The organism is Streptomyces sp. NPDC055239 (assembly GCF_053606205.1).
The window spans coordinates 116,079-134,337 of record NZ_JBSGRD010000012.1; the positions used below are offsets into that span (position 1 = coordinate 116,079).

General features: G+C 69.6%; 19 protein-coding genes. 1 reads left to right on the forward strand and 18 read right to left on the reverse strand.

Going from position 1 to position 18,259, the window contains the following annotated elements; genetic code table 11:
• Positions 1–226 precede the first annotated feature (226 nt).
• From dprA to proS, 16 genes are all read right to left on the reverse strand, one after another.
• Positions 227–1,405 carry a DNA-processing protein DprA gene (gene dprA, locus ACWFRJ_RS32285; RefSeq protein ID WP_453538904.1) on the reverse strand — a complete coding sequence of 393 codons (1,179 nt, stop codon included), beginning with the start codon at positions 1,403–1,405 and terminating at the stop codon, positions 227–229.
• Positions 1,402–3,021, reverse strand: coding sequence for a YifB family Mg chelatase-like AAA ATPase (locus tag ACWFRJ_RS32290; protein ID WP_453538907.1), 1,620 nt, complete (start codon positions 3,019–3,021; stop codon positions 1,402–1,404). Before ACWFRJ_RS32290 ends, dprA begins: the two co-directional genes overlap by 4 nt.
• Positions 3,021–3,398, reverse strand: coding sequence for a YraN family protein (locus ACWFRJ_RS32295; RefSeq protein WP_453538910.1), 378 nt, complete (start codon positions 3,396–3,398; stop codon positions 3,021–3,023). The genes ACWFRJ_RS32290 and ACWFRJ_RS32295 overlap by 1 nt, the downstream gene beginning before the upstream one ends.
• A 139-nt stretch (positions 3,399–3,537) precedes the next feature.
• Positions 3,538–3,846, reverse strand: coding sequence for a DUF2469 domain-containing protein (locus tag ACWFRJ_RS32300; protein WP_003965949.1), 309 nt, complete (start codon positions 3,844–3,846; stop codon positions 3,538–3,540).
• Positions 3,847–3,901: 55 nt separating this feature from the next.
• A complete protein-coding gene (locus ACWFRJ_RS32305) occupies positions 3,902–4,417 on the reverse strand; it encodes an NUDIX hydrolase (protein WP_453538913.1) in 516 nt (171 codons plus the stop codon).
• Positions 4,407–5,174 carry a signal peptidase I gene (gene lepB / locus ACWFRJ_RS32310; RefSeq protein ID WP_453538916.1) on the reverse strand — a complete coding sequence of 256 codons (768 nt, stop codon included), beginning with the start codon at positions 5,172–5,174 and terminating at the stop codon, positions 4,407–4,409. Before lepB (ACWFRJ_RS32310) ends, ACWFRJ_RS32305 begins: the two co-directional genes overlap by 11 nt.
• Positions 5,175–5,254: 80 nt before the next feature.
• Complete coding sequence (gene lepB / locus ACWFRJ_RS32315; protein WP_453538919.1) at positions 5,255–6,226, reverse strand: signal peptidase I; 972 nt, start codon at positions 6,224–6,226, stop codon at positions 5,255–5,257.
• A complete protein-coding gene (gene lepB, locus ACWFRJ_RS32320; protein ID WP_453538926.1) occupies positions 6,111–7,196 on the reverse strand; it encodes a signal peptidase I in 1,086 nt (361 codons plus the stop codon). The genes lepB (ACWFRJ_RS32315) and lepB (ACWFRJ_RS32320) overlap by 116 nt, the downstream gene beginning before the upstream one ends.
• A complete protein-coding gene (lepB, locus tag ACWFRJ_RS32325; protein ID WP_453538929.1) occupies positions 7,189–7,908 on the reverse strand; it encodes a signal peptidase I in 720 nt (239 codons plus the stop codon). The genes lepB (ACWFRJ_RS32320) and lepB (ACWFRJ_RS32325) overlap by 8 nt, the downstream gene beginning before the upstream one ends.
• Before the next feature lie 45 nt (positions 7,909–7,953).
• Positions 7,954–8,304: a 50S ribosomal protein L19 gene (gene rplS, locus ACWFRJ_RS32330; protein WP_160507458.1), complete on the reverse strand. Its 351-nt coding sequence runs from the start codon at positions 8,302–8,304 to the stop codon at positions 7,954–7,956.
• Between the two features lie 132 nt (positions 8,305–8,436).
• Positions 8,437–9,258, reverse strand: a complete 822-nt coding sequence (trmD, locus tag ACWFRJ_RS32335) for a tRNA (guanosine(37)-N1)-methyltransferase TrmD (RefSeq protein ID WP_453538932.1) — start codon at positions 9,256–9,258, stop codon at positions 8,437–8,439.
• A complete protein-coding gene (gene rimM, locus ACWFRJ_RS32340) occupies positions 9,258–9,866 on the reverse strand; it encodes a ribosome maturation factor RimM (RefSeq protein WP_453538935.1) in 609 nt (202 codons plus the stop codon). Before rimM ends, trmD begins: the two co-directional genes overlap by 1 nt.
• A 141-nt stretch (positions 9,867–10,007) precedes the next feature.
• Positions 10,008–10,247 carry an RNA-binding protein gene (locus ACWFRJ_RS32345; protein WP_030361979.1) on the reverse strand — a complete coding sequence of 80 codons (240 nt, stop codon included), beginning with the start codon at positions 10,245–10,247 and terminating at the stop codon, positions 10,008–10,010.
• Positions 10,248–10,249: 2 nt separating this feature from the next.
• Complete coding sequence (gene rpsP / locus ACWFRJ_RS32350; protein WP_344525346.1) at positions 10,250–10,687, reverse strand: 30S ribosomal protein S16; 438 nt, start codon at positions 10,685–10,687, stop codon at positions 10,250–10,252.
• Positions 10,688–10,907: 220 nt separating this feature from the next.
• Positions 10,908–11,504 carry a hypothetical protein gene (locus tag ACWFRJ_RS32355; protein WP_453538939.1) on the reverse strand — a complete coding sequence of 199 codons (597 nt, stop codon included), beginning with the start codon at positions 11,502–11,504 and terminating at the stop codon, positions 10,908–10,910.
• 261 nt (positions 11,505–11,765) lie between these two features.
• Entirely contained in the window at positions 11,766–13,181 is a 1,416-nt protein-coding gene (proS, locus tag ACWFRJ_RS32360; protein ID WP_453538942.1) for a proline--tRNA ligase, read from the reverse strand.
• 227 nt (positions 13,182–13,408) lie between these two features.
• On the opposite strand from proS, the gene ACWFRJ_RS32365 reads away from it, so the two are divergent.
• On the forward strand, positions 13,409–14,272 hold the full coding sequence (locus tag ACWFRJ_RS32365; RefSeq protein WP_453538945.1) for a class I SAM-dependent methyltransferase: 864 nt from the start codon (positions 13,409–13,411) through the stop codon (positions 14,270–14,272).
• A gap of 44 nt (positions 14,273–14,316) precedes the next feature.
• Here the strand turns inward: ACWFRJ_RS32365 and ftsH are convergent, their stop codons facing one another.
• Both ftsH and ffh read right to left on the reverse strand, forming a co-directional pair.
• Positions 14,317–16,251, reverse strand: a complete 1,935-nt coding sequence (ftsH, locus tag ACWFRJ_RS32370) for an ATP-dependent zinc metalloprotease FtsH (RefSeq protein WP_453538948.1) — start codon at positions 16,249–16,251, stop codon at positions 14,317–14,319.
• A gap of 140 nt (positions 16,252–16,391) precedes the next feature.
• Positions 16,392–17,957: a signal recognition particle protein gene (ffh, locus tag ACWFRJ_RS32375; RefSeq protein ID WP_453538951.1), complete on the reverse strand. Its 1,566-nt coding sequence runs from the start codon at positions 17,955–17,957 to the stop codon at positions 16,392–16,394.
• Positions 17,958–18,259 lie beyond the last annotated feature (302 nt).

The window sequence follows — 18,259 nt, forward strand, 5'->3', positions numbered from 1 at the left end:
TTGCCCGTGGTTGCCTGTGGTTGCCTGTCCGCTTCGGAATCCTTGTGAGCGTAGCGTGACTGAAGTGTCGCAGTGTGCGAACAGTAGGCGATCTCGCGTACGCAGATACGTTCCGCTGGACCCCCCACCGAGCCCCCCTCGTCGCCTTCCGTGACGACCGCGAAGCGCCAACTCCGCGATTTCGCGCGGCCATCGGGGGTTCATCCAGACGGCCGAACACGGTCGGTCACGAACCACCTCCCGCCGGGAAGACCGACACAATCGCCTGGCGTGTCAACTGCCATCCGTCGCCGTGTCGTTCGACGAACCCAAGTGAGCGCAACTCGTACAGTCGACCGACTGCTTCGTCCACCGCCGTGCTCGCACCCAGTGCGATCTCTCTGGCCGACGCACTTCCCCGGGCGGGCAGCGCCGCCAGGACACGCGCGGCGTCCGGGGCGAGCAGATCGCGCGGCACGACGGGTCCGCGCCGCTCCGGAGCCAGCTCGCCCATGTCGCCGACCAGCTCGACGACTTCCGCCGCGTCGGTCACCAGTACACCGTCACCACGAAGGAGTTCGTGCACCCCCGCCGAGAGCCCGCTGGTGGCGGGGCCCGGCACCCCCATGGTGAACCGGCCGAGCTCCCGCGCACTGCGCGCCGTGGCGAGCGCACCACTGCGGTACGCGGCCTCGACGACGACGCTCCCCCTGGTGAGGGCGGCGATGACGCGGTTCCTGAGGATGAACCTGCTCGGCGTCGGATGATCTCCCGGCGGCAACTCCCCCACCACAAGACCCTGTTCCGCGATTCTTCTGATCAACTCGGCGTGCCCTCGCGGATAGGCCCGGTCGACCCCGCAAGCGAGCACCGCGACCGTGGCCCCGCCGGCCCCCAACGCTCCCCGGTGCGCGGCCCCGTCCACTCCATAGGCGCCGCCCGACACGACCACCCAGCCCCGCTCGGCGAGCCCCGCCCCCAGGTCGGCCGCCATGTGCGCCCCGTACTCCGTGCAAGCCCGCGCGCCGACCACCGCCACCGACCGGAGTGCCCATATCCGCAGGCTGGGCCGCCCCCGCACCCACAGCCCCAACGGCCGCGCGTCCCCCAGATCATCCAACTGGACCGGCCACTCCGCCTCCCCCGGGCACACGAATCGCATCCCCGCATCCCGCGCCACCGCCAGGTCCCGCTCGGGCCGCGCCTTCCCCGCCCGCGCCCGCAGCCCTTCCCACCGCGCCGGTGTCACCCCGTTCAGCCGCTCCTCCCCCTCGGTCAGCCGCCGCACCACTTCGACGGCCCCGGTCTCCCTCAACCACCGCCCTCCCACCTCGTCCCCCGGTTCAAGGATCCGGGTCAGGGCGGCCCTCGCCGTCCGCTCCGCCTCCGGGGCAGGGCCCGAGCCCGAAGCCGAGACCGAGGTCATGTCAGCGCCCCGATCGCCATCGGCACGCCACGCGACACCCCCGTACGCAGCTGCAGCGCCAGGGCGACATCTTGCGCGGCAGGCCGGTCACGGCCTGCGAGGTCCGCCACGGTCCAGGCGACCCGCAGGACACGGTCGAGCCCCCGGGCGGTCAGGAAGCCGCGCTCGAGGTCGAGTTCGGCGGCGTCCAGGGCGCCCGACTCCGCGGGCCACCGCGTCCGCAGCGCATGTCCCGGTACTTCACTGTTCGTCCGCCAGCCGGTACCGGTCAGCCTGGCCGCCGCTCGCTCCCGGGCGGCGCGCACCCGGTCGGCGACCGTCTGCGTGGAGTCGCCCCGCGTGCCGTACCCGGCCAGCTCGGATCGCGTGACGGGCTCGACCCCGACCTTCAGGTCGACCCTGTCGAGCAGCGGGCCGGAGAGCCGCGCCTGGTAGCGGCGGACGACGGACGCCGGGCATTCGCAGCCGTCGCCGAGCAGCGTGTGCCGACCACAGGGACAGGGATTGGCGGCGAGCACCATCAGGAACTTCGCGGGCAGCCGCACCACTCCCGCGCTGCGGGCGATCACCACATGCCCGGCCTCGAGGGGCTGACGCAAGGAGTCCAAGGTCTGGCTGCTGAACTCCGGGGCCTCGTCCAAAAAAAGCACCCCGCGATGAGCCAGCGAAACCGCTCCCGGCCGCGCGATGCCCTTGCCGCCGCCCACCAGCGACTGCATCGTCGCGGAGTGGTGCGGCGCGCAGTACGGCGCGATGTCCACCAAGGGCCTGCCCGGTGGGAGCATGCCCGCCACGGAGTGGACAGCGGTCACCTCCAGGGACTCCTCCCGGGTCAGCCGGGGCAGGATCGCCGGCAGCCGTTCCGCGAGCATCGTCTTTCCCGCGCCTGGCGGGCCCTGCAGAAAGAGGTGGTGGCCGCCCGTCGCCGCCACCTCCACGGCGGTCCGGGCCGACGTCTGTCCGACGACATCGGCCAGGTCCAGGGCATGGGCGTCCTCCAGGCCGCCGCTGAGCCCCGCGCCCATGCCCGTGCCGGGCACACAGAGCCCCGCGAGCATCGGGTCGGGCCGCCCCGGCTCGTCCGGTTCCTCCTCGGGGACCGGCTCATCGGTCAGCACGGCGATCAGCTGCCGCAGGCTGCGCACCCCGAGCACCGAGACCCCCGGCACCAGCGAGGCCTCGGCCGCCGTGCACTCAGGGACCACGACCTGCTCATAGCCCGCGTCCGCCGCAGCGAGGACCGCGGGCAGCACTCCCCGGACCGGCCGGACCCGCCCGTCGAGCCCCAGCTCGCCGATCATCACGATGTCGGTGAGGGTCCGTGGATCGATCCGCTCCGCCGCGCCGAGCACCGCGCAGGCGATCGCGAGATCGAAGCCGCTGCCTCCCTTGGGGACCGACGCCGGGCTGAGGCCCACCGTGAGCTTCTTCTGGGGCCACTCCCCGCCCGAGTTGACCACCGCGGCCCTGACCCGGTCCTTGCTCTCCGTCAGGCTCTTGTCCGGGAGCCCCACCAGGGTGAACGCCGCGACGCCCGGCTCCAGATCGGCCTGCACCTCGACGACCACGCCCTCGACGCCGACGAGCGCCACGGAACACGTACGCGCGAATCCCATCAGGCCACCCCCCGCGCGTGCTCCACGACGGGGGCGCCGCGGCGCGGGACGAGCACGCCGACGAGGTCGATCCGCACCCCGCCCGGCGGTGGACCGCCACGCTCCTCGATCCAGCGCTGGGCCAGGCGCCGCAGCCGCTCCGCCTTGGCCCGGTCCACGGCCGCCATCGGATGCTGATAGATGGCAGAGCCCACCGGGCCGGCCCTGCGCGTCTTGACCTCGCAGACGACCAGCGCTTCGCCGTCCATGGCCACGATGTCGATCTCGCCGGTTCTGCCACCGCGCCAGTTTCGCTCCAGAACCGTCATTCCGGCTTCACCGAGCCGCCGCGCGGCCAGATCTTCGCCGTACCGCCCGAGTGCCCCCCGTGCGTTCATGTCGGCACCACCTCCGACATCCACACTGGGGCTCGGCCCCGAACCTTGTGGATCTTGGTGGACGAGTCACACGTTGTGGATAACTCGCTCACCCGCGCCGGTGAACCCGGCGTCCGGACTCAGCCTCCCGGCAGCGGACTCAGCCGCCCGGCAGCTCGAGGTCGCTCTTGTTGAGCTCCTCGATATTCACGTCCTTGAACGTCAGGACGCGTACCTGCTTCACGAACCGTGCGGGCCTGTACATGTCCCACACCCAGGCATCCGCCATGGACACCTCGAAGAAAACCTCACCCTGGACCGAGTGGACCTGCATCTCGTAGTCGTTGGTGAGGTAGAAGCGCCGTTCGGTCTCGATCACATATTTGAACAGACCGACGACATCGCGGTACTCCCGGTAGAGCTTCAGCTCCATCTCGGTCTCGTACTTCTCGAGGTCCTCGGCGCTCATGGCATGTTCCCCTTCAGCCTTGCGTCCCCCTATTGTGCGTCAGCCCCTGAAGCCTCTACACGATTTCCGTGCCGAGGGTCTCGGGCCGGCTCGGAGGACCCTCGTCGAGCAGCCTGCGAAGCAGCTCGGCGAGCCTGGTCGGATACACCGTCTCATGTGCCTCGGTCAGTTCCTGGCACGTCCACCAACGCGCTCCCGCGACAGTCCGTCGTTCCAGCTCCGTCAGCCCTGTGGCCTGCGTGGACGTCTGCGACGTACGCGCAAGGAAGTACCGCTCGTCCTGGTCCCAGCGCCGTCCGGCGAAGGGGAACGAGCAGATCCGCTGCCACAGGGCGGGGCCGAGCTCGACCTCGGTGATGCCCGTCTCTTCCATCAGTTCACGCAGTGCGGCCTCTTCATGCGTCTCGTCGCCCTCCAGACCGCCGCCAGGCGTGAACCACCAGTCGTCCGCCGTGTTGTCCGGCTCGTGGCCGTGCAGCAGCAGGATCCGGTCCCGCGGGTCGAGCAACACGACCCGCGCGACCTTGCGCAGCGGCTGCGGCTGCGGCTGCGGCTGCGAATCAGCCGGCACTGGCGCCCGCTCCAGCGCGATCGCGGTTCTGTGGCCGCTCGCGCCTGCGCCCGACTCGCTTGGCCACCGGGCCGTATGCCGCACCACCCATGACCAGGACCGCACCTGCCACCACCGCCCACACCACGAGCCGCACGGGCCCCGGCTCTGAGATGCCGCCCGGCATGTCGGCGAAGCCCACAGGTCGCTCGAGGGTCCCGAACTTGTCCAGCGGCCAGGCCACCGCGTCGACCCGTCCCTCCACCGCGCCGCGCGGCACGGAGCCGTGGTTGGAGTCGCCCAGGTGCACGCTGGAGTCCAGGGAGCCGCTGCGCTCGTCACCGAGCAGGAAGAGGTTGCCCTTGGGGACCGTGGTGGCCGGGATTCCGGTGGCCGCGGCGCCCTTGCCCTCGGGAAGATACGGTTCTGCCACCTGCTTGCCGTTGACCATCAGCTTGCCGTCCGTGCAGCAGGAGATCCGGTCACCGCCGACACCGACCACGCGCTTGACCATCGGCAGATCGCCCCAGCTCGACTGCCTGAAGACGACGACGTCGCCCCGGCGCACCTCGCTGCCGTCTATCCGCTCGGCGAGGACCCGGTCGCCCGCGCCGATCGTCGGCGTCATCGACCCGGTGGGAACGGTGTACGGCTGGTACAGGACGGCGCCCCAGACGAAGCCCCCCAGGAAGAGCACACAGCCGAGGGCCACGGCAAGGCCCGACAGCACGCTGCCGAGCCGTCCGCGGCCCTCGTCCGTACGTTGTGTCCTGCTCATCCCAGTGCTCCCCCATATCGGAGACGACCCCGCGCGCCTACGAACAGGCGCGCGGAAGATCGGTGATCTGGGACGGCACCCTACCCGGCGGTACCTCCGCCAGAAACCCTCGCGGCCTGGGCAGCGGCCACCGTGAGCCGGCGCCTGCGCCAGAGCACGACCGGAACCGCTCCCGCGAGTCCGAGGGCCGCGGGCGCCGCGCTCATCGCGGTGTTGATGCCCTGCTGGTCGAAGGTGTCCGGCTTGGGCAGCGTCGCCCAGCGGGTGGGCGGCCAGGCGATCACGATGGCGCGGCCCACGACGTTGTCCACGGGGACGGCGCCGCCGCCGGCCTGGTTCTGGTGGTAGCGGGAGTCGAGGGAGTTCTGCCGGTGGTCACCCATGACCCAGATTTTGCCCGCGGGAACGGTGACCTTGAACTGGCCGCCCTGGTCGTCGACGCTGCAAGGGGTGTTGCCCTCGAAGACGTACGGCTCGTTCAGTGCCTTGCCGTTGACCTTCACCGGACCGGTGCCCTTGCACTCGACCGTGTCGCCGCCGACCCCGATGACCCGCTTGATCAGGTCCTTCTCGTCGGCGGACGGCATCAGGCCGACCCAGCCGAGGACCCGCTGGATCGGGTTCGGGTCGGGCGTCGGCTCACCGTCGAGCCAGTGGCCGGGATCCCTGAAGACGACGACCTCGCCACGCTCGGGCTCCGAGCCGAACCACGGTGTCAGCTTGTCGACCAGTACGCGGTCGCCCTTCTGGAGCGTGTTCTGCATCGAGTCCGAGGGAATCGAGAACGCCTGCACCAGGAAGGTCTTGATCACCAGTGCCAGGACGAGCGCGATGCCGATGAGGAGCGGCAGCTCCTTCCAGAAGGAACGGGGCTTCTTCGGCCCCTTCGCCGGCTTCTCGTCCTGCTCGCCGGGTGCGGGACTGGCGCCCGCGGTGTCACTCCCGGGGTTCACGCCGTCCGCCGCGGCCGAACCCTCCGGCTCGTCTGACCGCCCTGGCTGCTCCTCGGGCCCACCGTGTCCGGACCGTGCGCCGACCGCCACATCCCCCACATCCACTCCTCAGTCCGTGCCGCTGCCCGCTCCTGATGCGATGCAGGCCCACCACTCCCATAACGAGCGGGAGTTCCGCAGGGGTCGGGAGTCCGGTCGATCCGTATCGATCGCCGAGTGCCACCCTATGCGACGGCCCGATGGCGCTGTCCGACCCCGCACGCGCGTCGGGCACGGACGCGTACGTATCGGGCTCCTCCAGCTTGCGCCAGTGGCCGAAGGGCCAGGCGATGACGAGCGCGCGCCCCACCACGCTGTCCTCGGAGACGGTGCCGCTGAACTTCTCGGTGCGGTGGAACCGGGAGTCGGCCGAGTCGGAACGGTGGTCGCCCATGACGAACAGGCGCCCCTTGGGGACCTTCACCTCGAACGCGAAGGACGAGGGATCATCACCCGGATTGATGTAAGGCTCGGTGAGCGGGACGCCGTTGACCGTGAGCTTCTTGTTCTTGTCACAGCACTTCACGGTGTCGCCGCCGACGCCGACCACGCGCTTGATCAGGTCCCGTTCGTCGTCGGACGGCAGCAGACCGATGAAGGTCAGGCCTTCCTTGATCTGCTTGACGCCCACGGGGTCGTTCTTCTTCTTGGACTTCTCGTCCGCGAGCCAATTGCCGGGGTCCTTGAAGACGACGACGTCACCGCGCGCGGGCTTGGCACCGAACCACGGGGTGAGCTTGTCCACGAGGACCCGGTCGCCGATCTTGATCGTCTGCTCCATCGAGCCCGAGGGGATCACGAAGGCCTGCACCAGGAAGGTCTTCAGGACCAGGGCTATGAGCAGCGCGACACCTATGAGGAGAGGTATCTCCTTGATCGCCGAGCGCTGCCTGCGCCGCTTGACCTTCCGCGCGAGCTTGCGCCGCTCGGCCCTTCCGGGCAGTACGGGGCCACTGGTGGGCCGGGATCCCGTGGGCAGCCGGGTGTCCGACCGGTGACTGGCGTCGCGCGTCCGCCCGCGGTTACCCATGCGCGCCGCCTGGTGCCGGCACGCGCGCGTAGCCGTCGGGACGCTCCAGGGAGGTCCAGTGGCCGATGGGCCAGGCGATCCAGTCGGCCCTGCCGATCACGGAGTCGACGGGGATCATGCCGCCGCCGGGCTGCCCGAGATAGTCGCGGGAGTCACGGGAGTCACTGCGGTGGTCACCGAGGAGGAACAGGCTGCCTTCGGGGACGACAGCGACGAAGCGCACCTTCGAGGGGGCGTCCCCCGGGTACAGGTACGGCTCGTCGACGGGCTCGCCGTTCACCTTGATCCTCCCCCGCTCGTCGCAGCAGACCACCCGGTCTCCTCCCACCCCTGCGACCCGCTTGATGTAGTCGGCATCCCCGAAGTAGCCGCTGCCGTCGAAGACGACCGCGTCACCTCGCTGCGGCTCGGCACCGAAACGGTACGCCAACTTGTTGACCAGTACCCGGTCTCCGACCCGGAACGCGGGCTTCATGGAGCCGCTGGGGATCTGGAACGGCTGCATCACGAAGGTGCTGACGACCAGCAGGGACGCCATGCAGATCAGCAGCGTCAGGGTGACTCTGCCGCCGGGCACCCAGGACACCAGCGACATAAAAGCGGAGCGCGACCCCTCCTCCGTCCCCTCGGACTCACCCTCGCGCTCGGCGCTCGGGGAATCGGTGGGTGGGGAGGAGCGGTCGCGCTCCGTGTGCTGTGCTTCGGTGTCCATCGGGGCCAGATGCTATCCGGCCCCGCTGTGGACCCGTGCGCGAGCTCAGTTGTCGCGCTTCTCCTTGATCTTCGCGGCCTTGCCGCGCAGCTCACGGAGGTAGTACAGCTTCGCGCGACGCACGGCGCCGCGGGAGACGAGCTCGATCTTCTCGACGATCGGGGTGTGCACCGGGAAGGTGCGCTCGACGCCGACGGAGAAGGAGACCTTGCGGACCGTGAAGGTCTCGCGCACGCCGGCACCCTGGCGGCGGATGACTACGCCCTTGAACTGCTGGACACGGGAGCGGTTGCCCTCGATGACGCGCACGTGGACGTTGACGGTGTCACCCGGGCGGAAGGCCGGGATGTCGGTGCGCAGCGAAGCGCTGTCGACGGAGTCGAGCAGGTTAGCCATGATCGTCTGCTTTCTTCACTGATGCCACAGGTCATCAGCGGTAAGTTCGTGATGAGGATTCGATAGCTGTTCACATCGGGCGGGCGGCTTTCCCCCTGTGGCAGGGGCACACGCTGGACGTACAGCAGCGACCTATTGTTCCACGGCCTCGGGGTCTCGCCCAAATCGGCCGTCGGGGCCCGGCCGCCACCCCAGGATCGAGAGCATCTCGCGGTCCTTCTTGTCGAAGGCCGCGGGGTCGCAACGCTCGATCAGATCGGGCCTGTTGCGGACCGTGCGCCGCAGCGCCTCGTCCCTGCGCCAGCGCGCGATCTTGCCGTGGTGGCCGCTGATCAGCACATCGGGAATGCCGTGACCGCGCCACTGCGGCGGCTTGGTGTAGACGGGGCCTTCGAGGAGGTTCGCCATGGCGCCCGGCGCGAAGGAGTCGTCGCGGTGGGACTCGGCGTTGCCGAGGACTCCGGGCAGCAGCCGGGCCACCGCCTCGGTGACGACCAGGACGGCAGCCTCGCCGCCCGCGAGGACGTAGTCGCCGATCGACACTTCGTAGACCGGCATCCGGGTCGCGTACTCGTCCACGACGCGGCGGTCGATGCCTTCGTAGCGCGCGGGCGTGAAGACGAGCCATGGCCGCTCGGAGAGCTCGACGGCGAGTTCCTGGGTGAAGGGCCGCCCGCTGGGCGTGGGGACGACCAGGACGGGCCCGTGGGCCCCGGCCTCGTACCCCTCGGCGAGTACGTCGTCGAGCGCCGCACCCCAGGGGTCGGTCTTCATGACCATGCCGGGGCCGCCGCCGTAGGGGGTGTCGTCGACCGTGTTGTGCCGGTCGTACGTCCACTCCCTGAGGTCGTGCACGTTCACGTCGAGCTGGCCACGCGCGCGTGCCTTGCCGACGAGGGAGACGTTCAGGGGTTCCAGGTACTCCGGGAAGATCGTGACGACGTCGAGCCGCATCAGGCGTCGTCCTTCGGAGCGGCCTCGTCCGGTTCGGCCTCGTCCGGTTCGGCCTCGTCCGGTTCGGCCTCGCCGTCCCTGGCGGAGGCGACCTCCGCGCGGTCGTCGATCAGGCCGGGCGGCGGGTCGATGATCGCCCGCTGCTCCTCCAGGTCGATCTCGGTGACGATCTCCTCCACGAAGGGGATCATCACCTCGGTGCCGTCGGGCCGCTCCACGATGAACAGGTCCTGCGAGGGCAGGTGCGAGATCTCCGTGATCCGGCCGACCTCGATGCCATCCTTCGTGACGACGTCGAGGTCCATCAGCTGATGGTCGTAGTACTCGTCCTCGTCCTCCGGAAGCTCTTCCGGGTCGACCTCCGCGATCAGCAGCGTGTTGCGCAGCGCTTCGGCGCCCGTGCGGTCGCGTACGCCTTCGAAGCGCAGGATCAGGCGGCCACTGTGCACACGGCCGGTCTCGATGGCCAGCGGTCCCGTGGAGGCGGGGTCGGTGGCGAGGACGGCGCCGGGGCCGAGCCGCAGCTCCGGCTCGTCGGTACGCACCTCGACGGTGACCTCGCCCTTGATGCCGTGGGCGCGGCCGATCCGCGCGACTACCAGCTGCACTGCTCTCTCCTGTCGTGTGCCTACGGAGGGGTCCCGTAGGCGTCTGCGGACGTCTGGGGACGTCGGTGGATGCCCGCAGACGACTACGGGCCGAGGAAGGCCCAGAAGCCCTCCCCGGCCCGTGCCGGTGCTACCTGTGGTTCAGTGAACCTGGTCCACGTCGACGAGGTCGACGCGGACACCACGGCCGCCGATGGCGCCTACGACGGTCCGCAGAGCGCGCGCGGTACGGCCGTTGCGGCCGATCACCTTGCCGAGGTCATCCGGGTGGACCCGGACCTCGAGCACACGCCCCCGGCGCAGGTTGCGCGAGGCGACCTGCACGTCGTCGGGGTTGTCGACAATGCCCTTCACGAGGTGCTCGAGAGCCTCCTCGAGCATGCTCAGGCCTCGGTCGACTCGGTGGGCGCGGCCTCGGCCGCGTCCGCCTTCTTGTCAGCCTTCTTGGCCTTCTGAGTGATGGCCTCACCCTTAACCTCGTCGCCCTCGAGGCCCTTGGTGAAGGCCTCGAACGCGGCGCGCTTGTCCTTGGGCTCCGCGACGAGCAGCGGCGCGGGGGCCGGAAGGCCCTTGTGCGCCTGCCAGTCACCGGTGAGCTTCAGGATCGCCATGACCGGCTCGGTCGGCTGAGCGCCGACAGAGAGCCAGTACTGCGCGCGCTCCGAGTTGACCTCGATGCGCGAGGGGTTCTGAACCGGGTGGTACAGACCGATCTCCTCGATGGCCCGACCATCACGGCGGGTACGGGAGTCGGCGACGACGATGCGGTAGTGAGGCGCGCGGATCTTGCCCAGACGCTTCAGCTTGATCTTGACTGCCACTGGAGTGGTGTCTCCTGGTCTTGACGTGGTTGGGCACAACGAGATGCCACGTGGGGTTGCGGTACTCGGGGTGCCCGATGGACGCGTCAGCCGGAGGCGAGAGGGTTCCTATGCGGCTGTCGAGTACAGCGACCTATTGTGCCATACGTCGTCGGGGCGCCTCGACCCGGTCCGGGCGCCCCGACCGCCCCCCGGCCAACACCGCGCCGGGTCGGCTTCGTCATCCGGCGGCGACGCCGACCACTTCCGGAATACGGAAGGGCTTGCCGCAGCCGCCGCAGACGATGGGCGCCTGGGCGAGCACCGACGGGACCACGCGGACGTTGCGCCCGCAGTCGCAGACCGCCTTGACGCGGACGCCGCCCCCGGAGGAGCCGTGCCGGGCGGCCGGGCCCCGGAAGCTGCGTGCCGTGTCGGCGGCGGTCGCCGCCGTGTGTGCCTTGAGGGCGCGCTGGAGCCGCTCGATCGTCGGGCGGTAGCGCTTCCTCGCCTCGGGGTTGAGCGTGACCAGCGAGAAGCCGCTGCTGGGATGCGGCTCCTCGGGATGGTCAAGACCCAGCTCCTCGGCGATCGCGAGGAATCTGCGGTTGTGATAGCGGCCCGCGCGTGAGGTGTCGCGTACGCCGCGTGACGCGGCGATGCCATGGACTGCCTCGTGGAGCAGTCGCTCGAAGGAGAGCTCGGCGCCGCAGGCGGACGACGACTCTCCGATCAGGGATTCGGGCGCGGCAAGATCGGGCAGCTCGGGGTGGTGCCGCTGAATATCGGCCCACGCCTGTGCCAGCTCTGCGGCGAGAACAGGTGGTGTCGTGCTCACGTCGTGAACAACGAGCCGGGGCGCCCCGGGGTTCCATTCCGGGGCATCCCAAATAATTTGCACGTACCCGTCAGTTGCCGTTGATGCGTCCGGACGAGGGCGGGTGCGCTGATCTGCCCAGAAGCCTCGCAGCTCATAGCAAGCCGGTACGTAGTGGCGCGTACGCCCCGGCGCGTAGAAGAACCGCTCACACCGGAGCTTGTGTTGCCTGGGCAGGCGTACGAGCCGGGAACGAGCGCGCTGGTACCGGAGGCGCGCTCTTCAGTAGGCGCGGGCCACCAGAGCGACGTTACCCGGGGTCTCATCGGCGTCCGGCACCGCCCCGTCCTCCGCGACCAGACACCGCACGGACACCGAGTGCTCGGCGAGCCGGGCCTCGCCCTCCGGGCCGAGCGTGGCCCAGGGGATGCGCGCCCAGCCGCCGGCGGCCGTGGCCTCCACGGCCTGCTCGACGGAGGTGACGTCCGATGTGCGGGACTCCCGGCGCTCGCGGGCCTGGTCAAGGAGCAGCTTCTGGTCCTCCTCGAGGACGGTGGGCAGCAGCGCAGCGAGGGAATCGATCGCCACCGCCTCCTTGCCTCCTTTGATGCGGCGGGCCAGCATCGCGGTGCCGTTCTCCAGGTCGCGTGGGCCGACCTCGACGCGGACCGGCACTCCCTTGAGCTCCCAGTCGACGGCGCGGCGCCCGAAGGGGGTGTCCGTGCGGTCGTCGACCTGGACGCGCACCCCCGCGGCCCTCAGTCGGTCGTCGATCTCGCGGACCTTGGCCAGCACGGCGTCGTCGCCCTTGACGGCGAGGACGACGACCTGGACCGGTGCGAGGCGCGGCGGGACCCGCAGGCCGCTGTCGTCGCCGTGCATCATCACCAGGGCGCCGATCATCCTTGTCGTACTGCCCCAGGAGGTCTGCCAGACGAGCTCCTGCCTGCCCTCCTTGGACAGGTACTGGGTGTGGAAGGCCTTGGCGAAGTTCTGGCCGAGTTCGTGGCTCGTACCGAGCTGGAGGGCCTTGCCGTCGCCCATCATGCCTTCGAGCGTCAGGGTGTTGATGGCGCCCGCGAAGCGCTCCCGGGCGGTCTTGCGGCCCAGGACGGAGTCCATGGCCAGGACGTCCCGCATGAAGGCGCCGTAGACATGCCGGTGGATGCGGGCGGCGAAATCGCGCGCTTCTTCGTACGTCGCGTGGGCCGTGTGGCCCTCCTGCCAGAGGAACTCCGACGTACGCAGGAAGAGCCGGGGGCGCAGCTCCCAACGGACGACGTTCGCCCACTGGTTGATCAGGAGCGGCAGGTCGCGGTAGCTCTGCACCCACTTGGAGAAGTACTCGTTGACAATTGTCTCCGAAGTGGGGCGGATGACGACCGGCTCCTCCAGCTCCTTGCCGCCGCCGTGCGTGACGACGGCGAGTTCGGGGGCGAACCCTTCGACGTGTTCGGCCTCCCTCGTCAGATACGACTGGGGGATGAGGAGAGGAAAGTACGCGTTCTGGGTACCCGTCTCCTTGATGCGCGCGTCCATGTCCTGCTGCATGCGTTCCCACAGGCCGTAGCCGTACGGTCGGATCACCATCGTGCCGCGCACCGGGCCGTTGTCGGCCAGCTCGGCCTTGTTGATCAGGTCCTGGTACCAGCGCGGAAAGTCTTCCGCCCGGGGCGTGAGAACGGGTGCCTTAGCCATGGCGCGCATGGTACGGCGGGCCTCCTGAGCGCGTGAATTGAATTCTTACGGGATTGCTCCAGGGGGCGCACGACGGTGACACGCAAGCATTGCCCCACAACCTCTGGACGCCACGACGGATGCGGAGTTCTCTGGCATACGGGGGGAGTGCGAGCGCACTGCACGGGGGCGGACGAAACGTTTGAATACGACACTCCAGCAACTCTCGGCGGATTGGGGCGCTTTCGATGACACCTACACTCGCGCAGCCGCACCTCCCCCACGCGGGCACGACCCCCCGTGGCGTGGACCGGTGCGCACGCGCGCGTGACTGGGCGGAGATCCAGGAACGGATGCTGGTTCCGCTCTATGAAGCGGTGTACGAACGACTCGAAGTAGGCAGCGGGACAAGGCTTCTCGGCCTCGGCTGCGGTTCCGGACTCGCCCTTCTGATGGCGGCGTCACGGGGCGCGTCGGTCACCGGTGTCGACCCCGCGGCTCCCGAACGGATCGCCCTGGCGCGCGAGCGCCTGTCGCCCGAAGCGAGCTGGGGCGAACAACCGGACGGCGAAGTCCGGCTCGTGGAGGGCGACCCCGCGGATGTCGCGGGGCCGGACGTACCCGCGTTCAACATGGTCACCGCGTTCCAGCCGATCGGCTGCGTCGCGGGCGACTCCGAAGGCCTCTCCGGCCTCCTGGAGTCCACCGTCCCGCTGGCCGGGCGCGGCATCCCCGTGGTCGTCGTCGGATGGGGCCCTCCGGAGCGCTGCACGACCTCTTCTGTACTGAAGGTGGCGACCAAGCTCGCCGACCCGCTCCGCAGTACGGGAAGTTGGCGCCCCGCGCTCCGCGACGATCTGGAGGAGGTCGCCCAGCGGGCGGGCCTCAAGCCGGACGGTTCGGGACGCGTCGCCTGCCCCTTCGGGTACGCGGACACGGACAGCGCGGTCCGCGGGCTGCTCTCGACGGGCCTTTTCGACGCGGCCGTGGGTGCGACGGATCAGGTACAGGTCGACAAGGAGCTGACGGAGGCCCTGCACCCGTACAAACGGCGGGACGGGACCATCTGGATGCCGAACGTGTTCCGGTACTTGATCGCGAGTACGCGGTAGCGGGCTTCGGCCCCTCGCCTCTCCTGCCCCGGGGCCGGAGAGGTCTAGTCGATGTCCTTCGTGAGCCGTGTGATGCCCGCGATCCTGTACGCCGCTTCCTCCTCCAGCGTCTCGTTCTCCAGGAGTGCGGCGGCCAGGGCGTCCAGCTGACCCCGGTGGTCCCTCAGTTGCAGGCACGCGCTCTCGTAGCAGGCGTCGACGATCCGTCGCATCTCGTGGTCGATCGTGTCGAGTGTGACCGGGGCGGCCGAGAGCCCGTAGGCCTGCTGGGCGTCGCTCGGCAGTGCGGAGAGGCGGCCCACGCGCTCGCTCATGCCCCAGCGGCCGACCATGCCGCGGGCGATGTTGGTGACCTGTTCGAGGTCGCTCTCCGCGCCCGTGGTGATGGCGTCGAAGACGACGTGTTCGGCCGCCATGCCACCCAGGGCCCCGACGATCCGGCCGCGCAGATACTCCTCCGTGTACGCGTACTTGTCGGAGTCCGGAGTCGAGAGCGTGACGCCCAGGGCGCGACCGCGAGGCACGATGGTGATCTTCCGGACCGGGTCGGCGCCGGGCTGCAGCATGCCGAGCAGGGCGTGCCCGCTCTCGTGGTACGCCGTGCGCCGCCGCTCCTCTTCGGGCATGACCAGGGGCCGCTCGGCGCCGAGCTGAACCTTCTCCAGGGCCTCGGAGAGGTCGGCCTGGGTCACTTCCTTCTGCTTGCGCTTGACCGCGAGCAGGGCGGCTTCGTTGGCGAGGTTGGCGAGATCCGCGCCGGTCATCCCCGGTGTCGTACGGGCGACCTGGGCGAGGTCGATGTCGCCCGCCATCGGGATCTCCCGCGTGTGGATCTTGAGGATGGCCTCGCGTCCGCCGCGGTCGGGCGGGCTGACGGTGACCACCCGGTCGAAGCGGCCAGGGCGGGTCAGGGCGGAGTCGAGGATGTCGGCGCGGTTGGTGGCCGCGAGGACGATGACGCCCTCCGAGCCCGAGAAACCATCCATCTCGGTGAGAATCTGGTTCAGCGTCTGCTCACGCTCGTCGTGCCCGCCCATCCCGCCACCGCCACGCGCCCGCCCGATGGTGTCGATCTCGTCGATGAAGATGATCGACGGCGCGACCTTCCTGGCCTCGGCGAAGAGTTCACGTACGCGCGAGGCGCCGACGCCCACGATCATCTCGATGAACTCCGACGCGGACGCCGAGAAGAAGGGCACCCCCGCCTCACCGGCGACGGCACGCGCGAGCAGCGTCTTGCCGGTTCCGGGCAGGCCCGCGAGCAGCACGCCTCGCGGCATCTTGGCGCCCATCTCGCGGTAGGCGTCGGGGTTCTTCAGGAAGTCGACGACATCGCTCAGCTCGCCCTCGACCTCGTCGATGCCCGCCACGTCGTCGAAGGTGGTGCGCTGGTCGCCGGGTTCGAGTTCCACCGGCTTCGGCGGGGCCTTGCGGCCCAGCATGCCGCCCGCGCCGCCCATGCCCGAGCTCATCCGCCGGGCGATGAAGATCCACAGGAAGACCAGGAGCAGCATCGGGGCGAGCGAGATGAGCAGGTTGGAGAGGAAGCTGCGCTCCTGGACGACGGGCTCGGCGGTGACGGTGACGTCGTGTTTGGTCAGGTCGTCCCAGAGCTTGTCGTCGGCGAAGGCGGGCCGCTGGGTGGTGAACTTGGTGTACTTCCCCTTCTCGTCGCCCGGCTTCTCCTTCTCCTTCTTGAGCTGCCCCTGGATCGCGTCGCCCTTGGCGTAGATCTTCGTGACGTTCCCGGAGTCGACCTGCTTGCTGAACTCCGTGTACGAGATCGTCGGCTCGTCGCCCTCGTTGAAGAAGGAGAGAACGAGGTTGGCGATGAGATAGACGATGAGCGCGGTGAGGATGAGCCCGCCCCATCCGCCCGGCATCTTCTTCTTGGGCGGTGGCGTGGGCGCGGGCGGGGGTGCGCCCTCGGAGCGCCATGGCTTGTCGGGCGCCCGGCGCGGCGGCACAGGGTTGCTCATATTCGGACGTTACGACACAAACAGGGGCGGGGCACCTGCTCGTATCCACTCCGGAAGCGCCTGAGGGCTCTGGTCCGGAAACGTCTGGGGCGCCCCTCTCCACAGAGGGGCGCCCCAGACGGCGTACGCGATGTGAGGCGTCAGCCCATGAACTTCTTGAACTCGTCCGGCAGCTCGAAGTTCTGCCCCTGCTGTCCCGCGGGGAGGCCGAAGGCGCCGCCTTCCTGGCCCGCCTGACCCGCCTGCTCGCGGCGGGCGGCGGCCTCCTGCTCCTCCTGCTGGCGCTTCATCGGGTTGCCCGACTTCCGCTTGCCCTTGGCCTGCTTCTGCTTCTTCTTCTGCTTGCCGGGGCCGCCACCCATGCCGGGCATCCCTGGCATACCCGGCATGCCGCCGCCCTGGGCCATCCGCGACATCATCTTGCGGGCCTCGAAGAACCGCTCGACCAGATTCTTGACGGCGCTGACCTCGACGCCGGAGCCCTTGGCGATACGGGCGCGGCGCGAGCCGTTGATGATCGCCGCGTCCGCGCGCTCGGCGGGCGTCATCGACTTGATGATGGCGGCGGTGCGGTCGACGTCCCGCTCGTCCAGGTTGTTGATCTGGTCCTTGATCTGCCCCATGCCGGGCATCATCCCGAGCAGCTTGCTGATGCTGCCCATCTTCCTGACCTGCTCCATCTGGGCCAGGAAGTCGTCCAGCGTGAAGTCCTTGCCGCCCTTGCTGCCCTGCAGCTTGGCGGCCATCTTCTCGGCCTCTTGCTGGGAGAAGGTCTGCTCGGCCTTCTCGATCAGCGTGAGCATGTCGCCCATGCCGAGGATGCGGGACGCCATGCGGTCCGGGTGGAACGCGTCGAAGTCGTCCAGCTTCTCGCCGTTGGAGGCGAACATGATCTGGCGCCCGGTGACCTGGGCGATCGACAGGGCGGCACCACCGCGGGCGTCACCGTCGAGCTTCGACAGGACGACGCCGTCGAAGCCGACGCCGTCACGGAAGGACTCCGCCGTGTTGACGGCGTCCTGACCGATCATGGCGTCGACGACGAAGAGGACTTCGTCCGGGCTCACGGCGTCGCGGATGTCCGCGGCCTGCTGCATCAGCTCCTGGTCGATGCCGAGGCGCCCCGCGGTGTCGACGATGACGACGTCGTACTGCTTGGTCTTGGCGAACTCGATCGAGTCCTTGGCGACCGCGACGGGGTCGCCGACTCCGTTGCCCGGCTGCGGGGCGTAGACGCCGACGCCGGCGCGCTCACCGACGACGGAGAGCTGGTTCACGGCGTTCGGGCGCTGCAGGTCGCACGCCACCAGGAGCGGGGAGTGGCCCTGCCCCTTCAGCCAGAGGCCGAGCTTTCCGGCGAGGGTGGTCTTACCCGCACCCTGCAGACCGGCGAGCATGATGACGGTCGGCGGGTTCTTGGCGAACCGCAGGCGCCGGGTCTCGCCGCCGAGGATGCCGACGAGCTCCTCGTTGACGATCTTGATGACCTGCTGGGCGGGGTTCAGGGCCTGGGAGACCTCGACCCCGGCTGCGCGCTCCTTGACCTGCTTGATGAAGGCACGGACGACGGGAAGGGCGACGTCCGCCTCGAGCAGGGCGATGCGGATCTCGCGCGCCGTGGCGTCGATGTCCGCCTCGGACAGGCGGCCCTTGCCCCGGAGGTTCTTGAATGTCGCTGCGAGGCGGTCGGAGAGAGTGTCGAACACGGCGGTCGCGAATCCTCGGGTTGAAGGGGGCGCCCCCTGCTCGAGCGAAGCCGAGAACTTGGGGGAGGGCGGACAGGTCGCCCTCCAGGGTATCTGCACGGCTGGGGGTGTGGGTGCGCAGTATCAGAGCCGGGTCTTTGCACCCTGGGGCGTGGTGTCCCGGGCCACCACCGAGCAGCAGTCGGCAACGCGCAGGAGGGGACGTGTCGGTATGTCCGCCCGGAGCACGGTTCGCCGCGCTCCCTCGCCGAAGCAGTCACGCGTCCAGTAGCGGATGGCGAGGACGGACATACCGGCGCGAC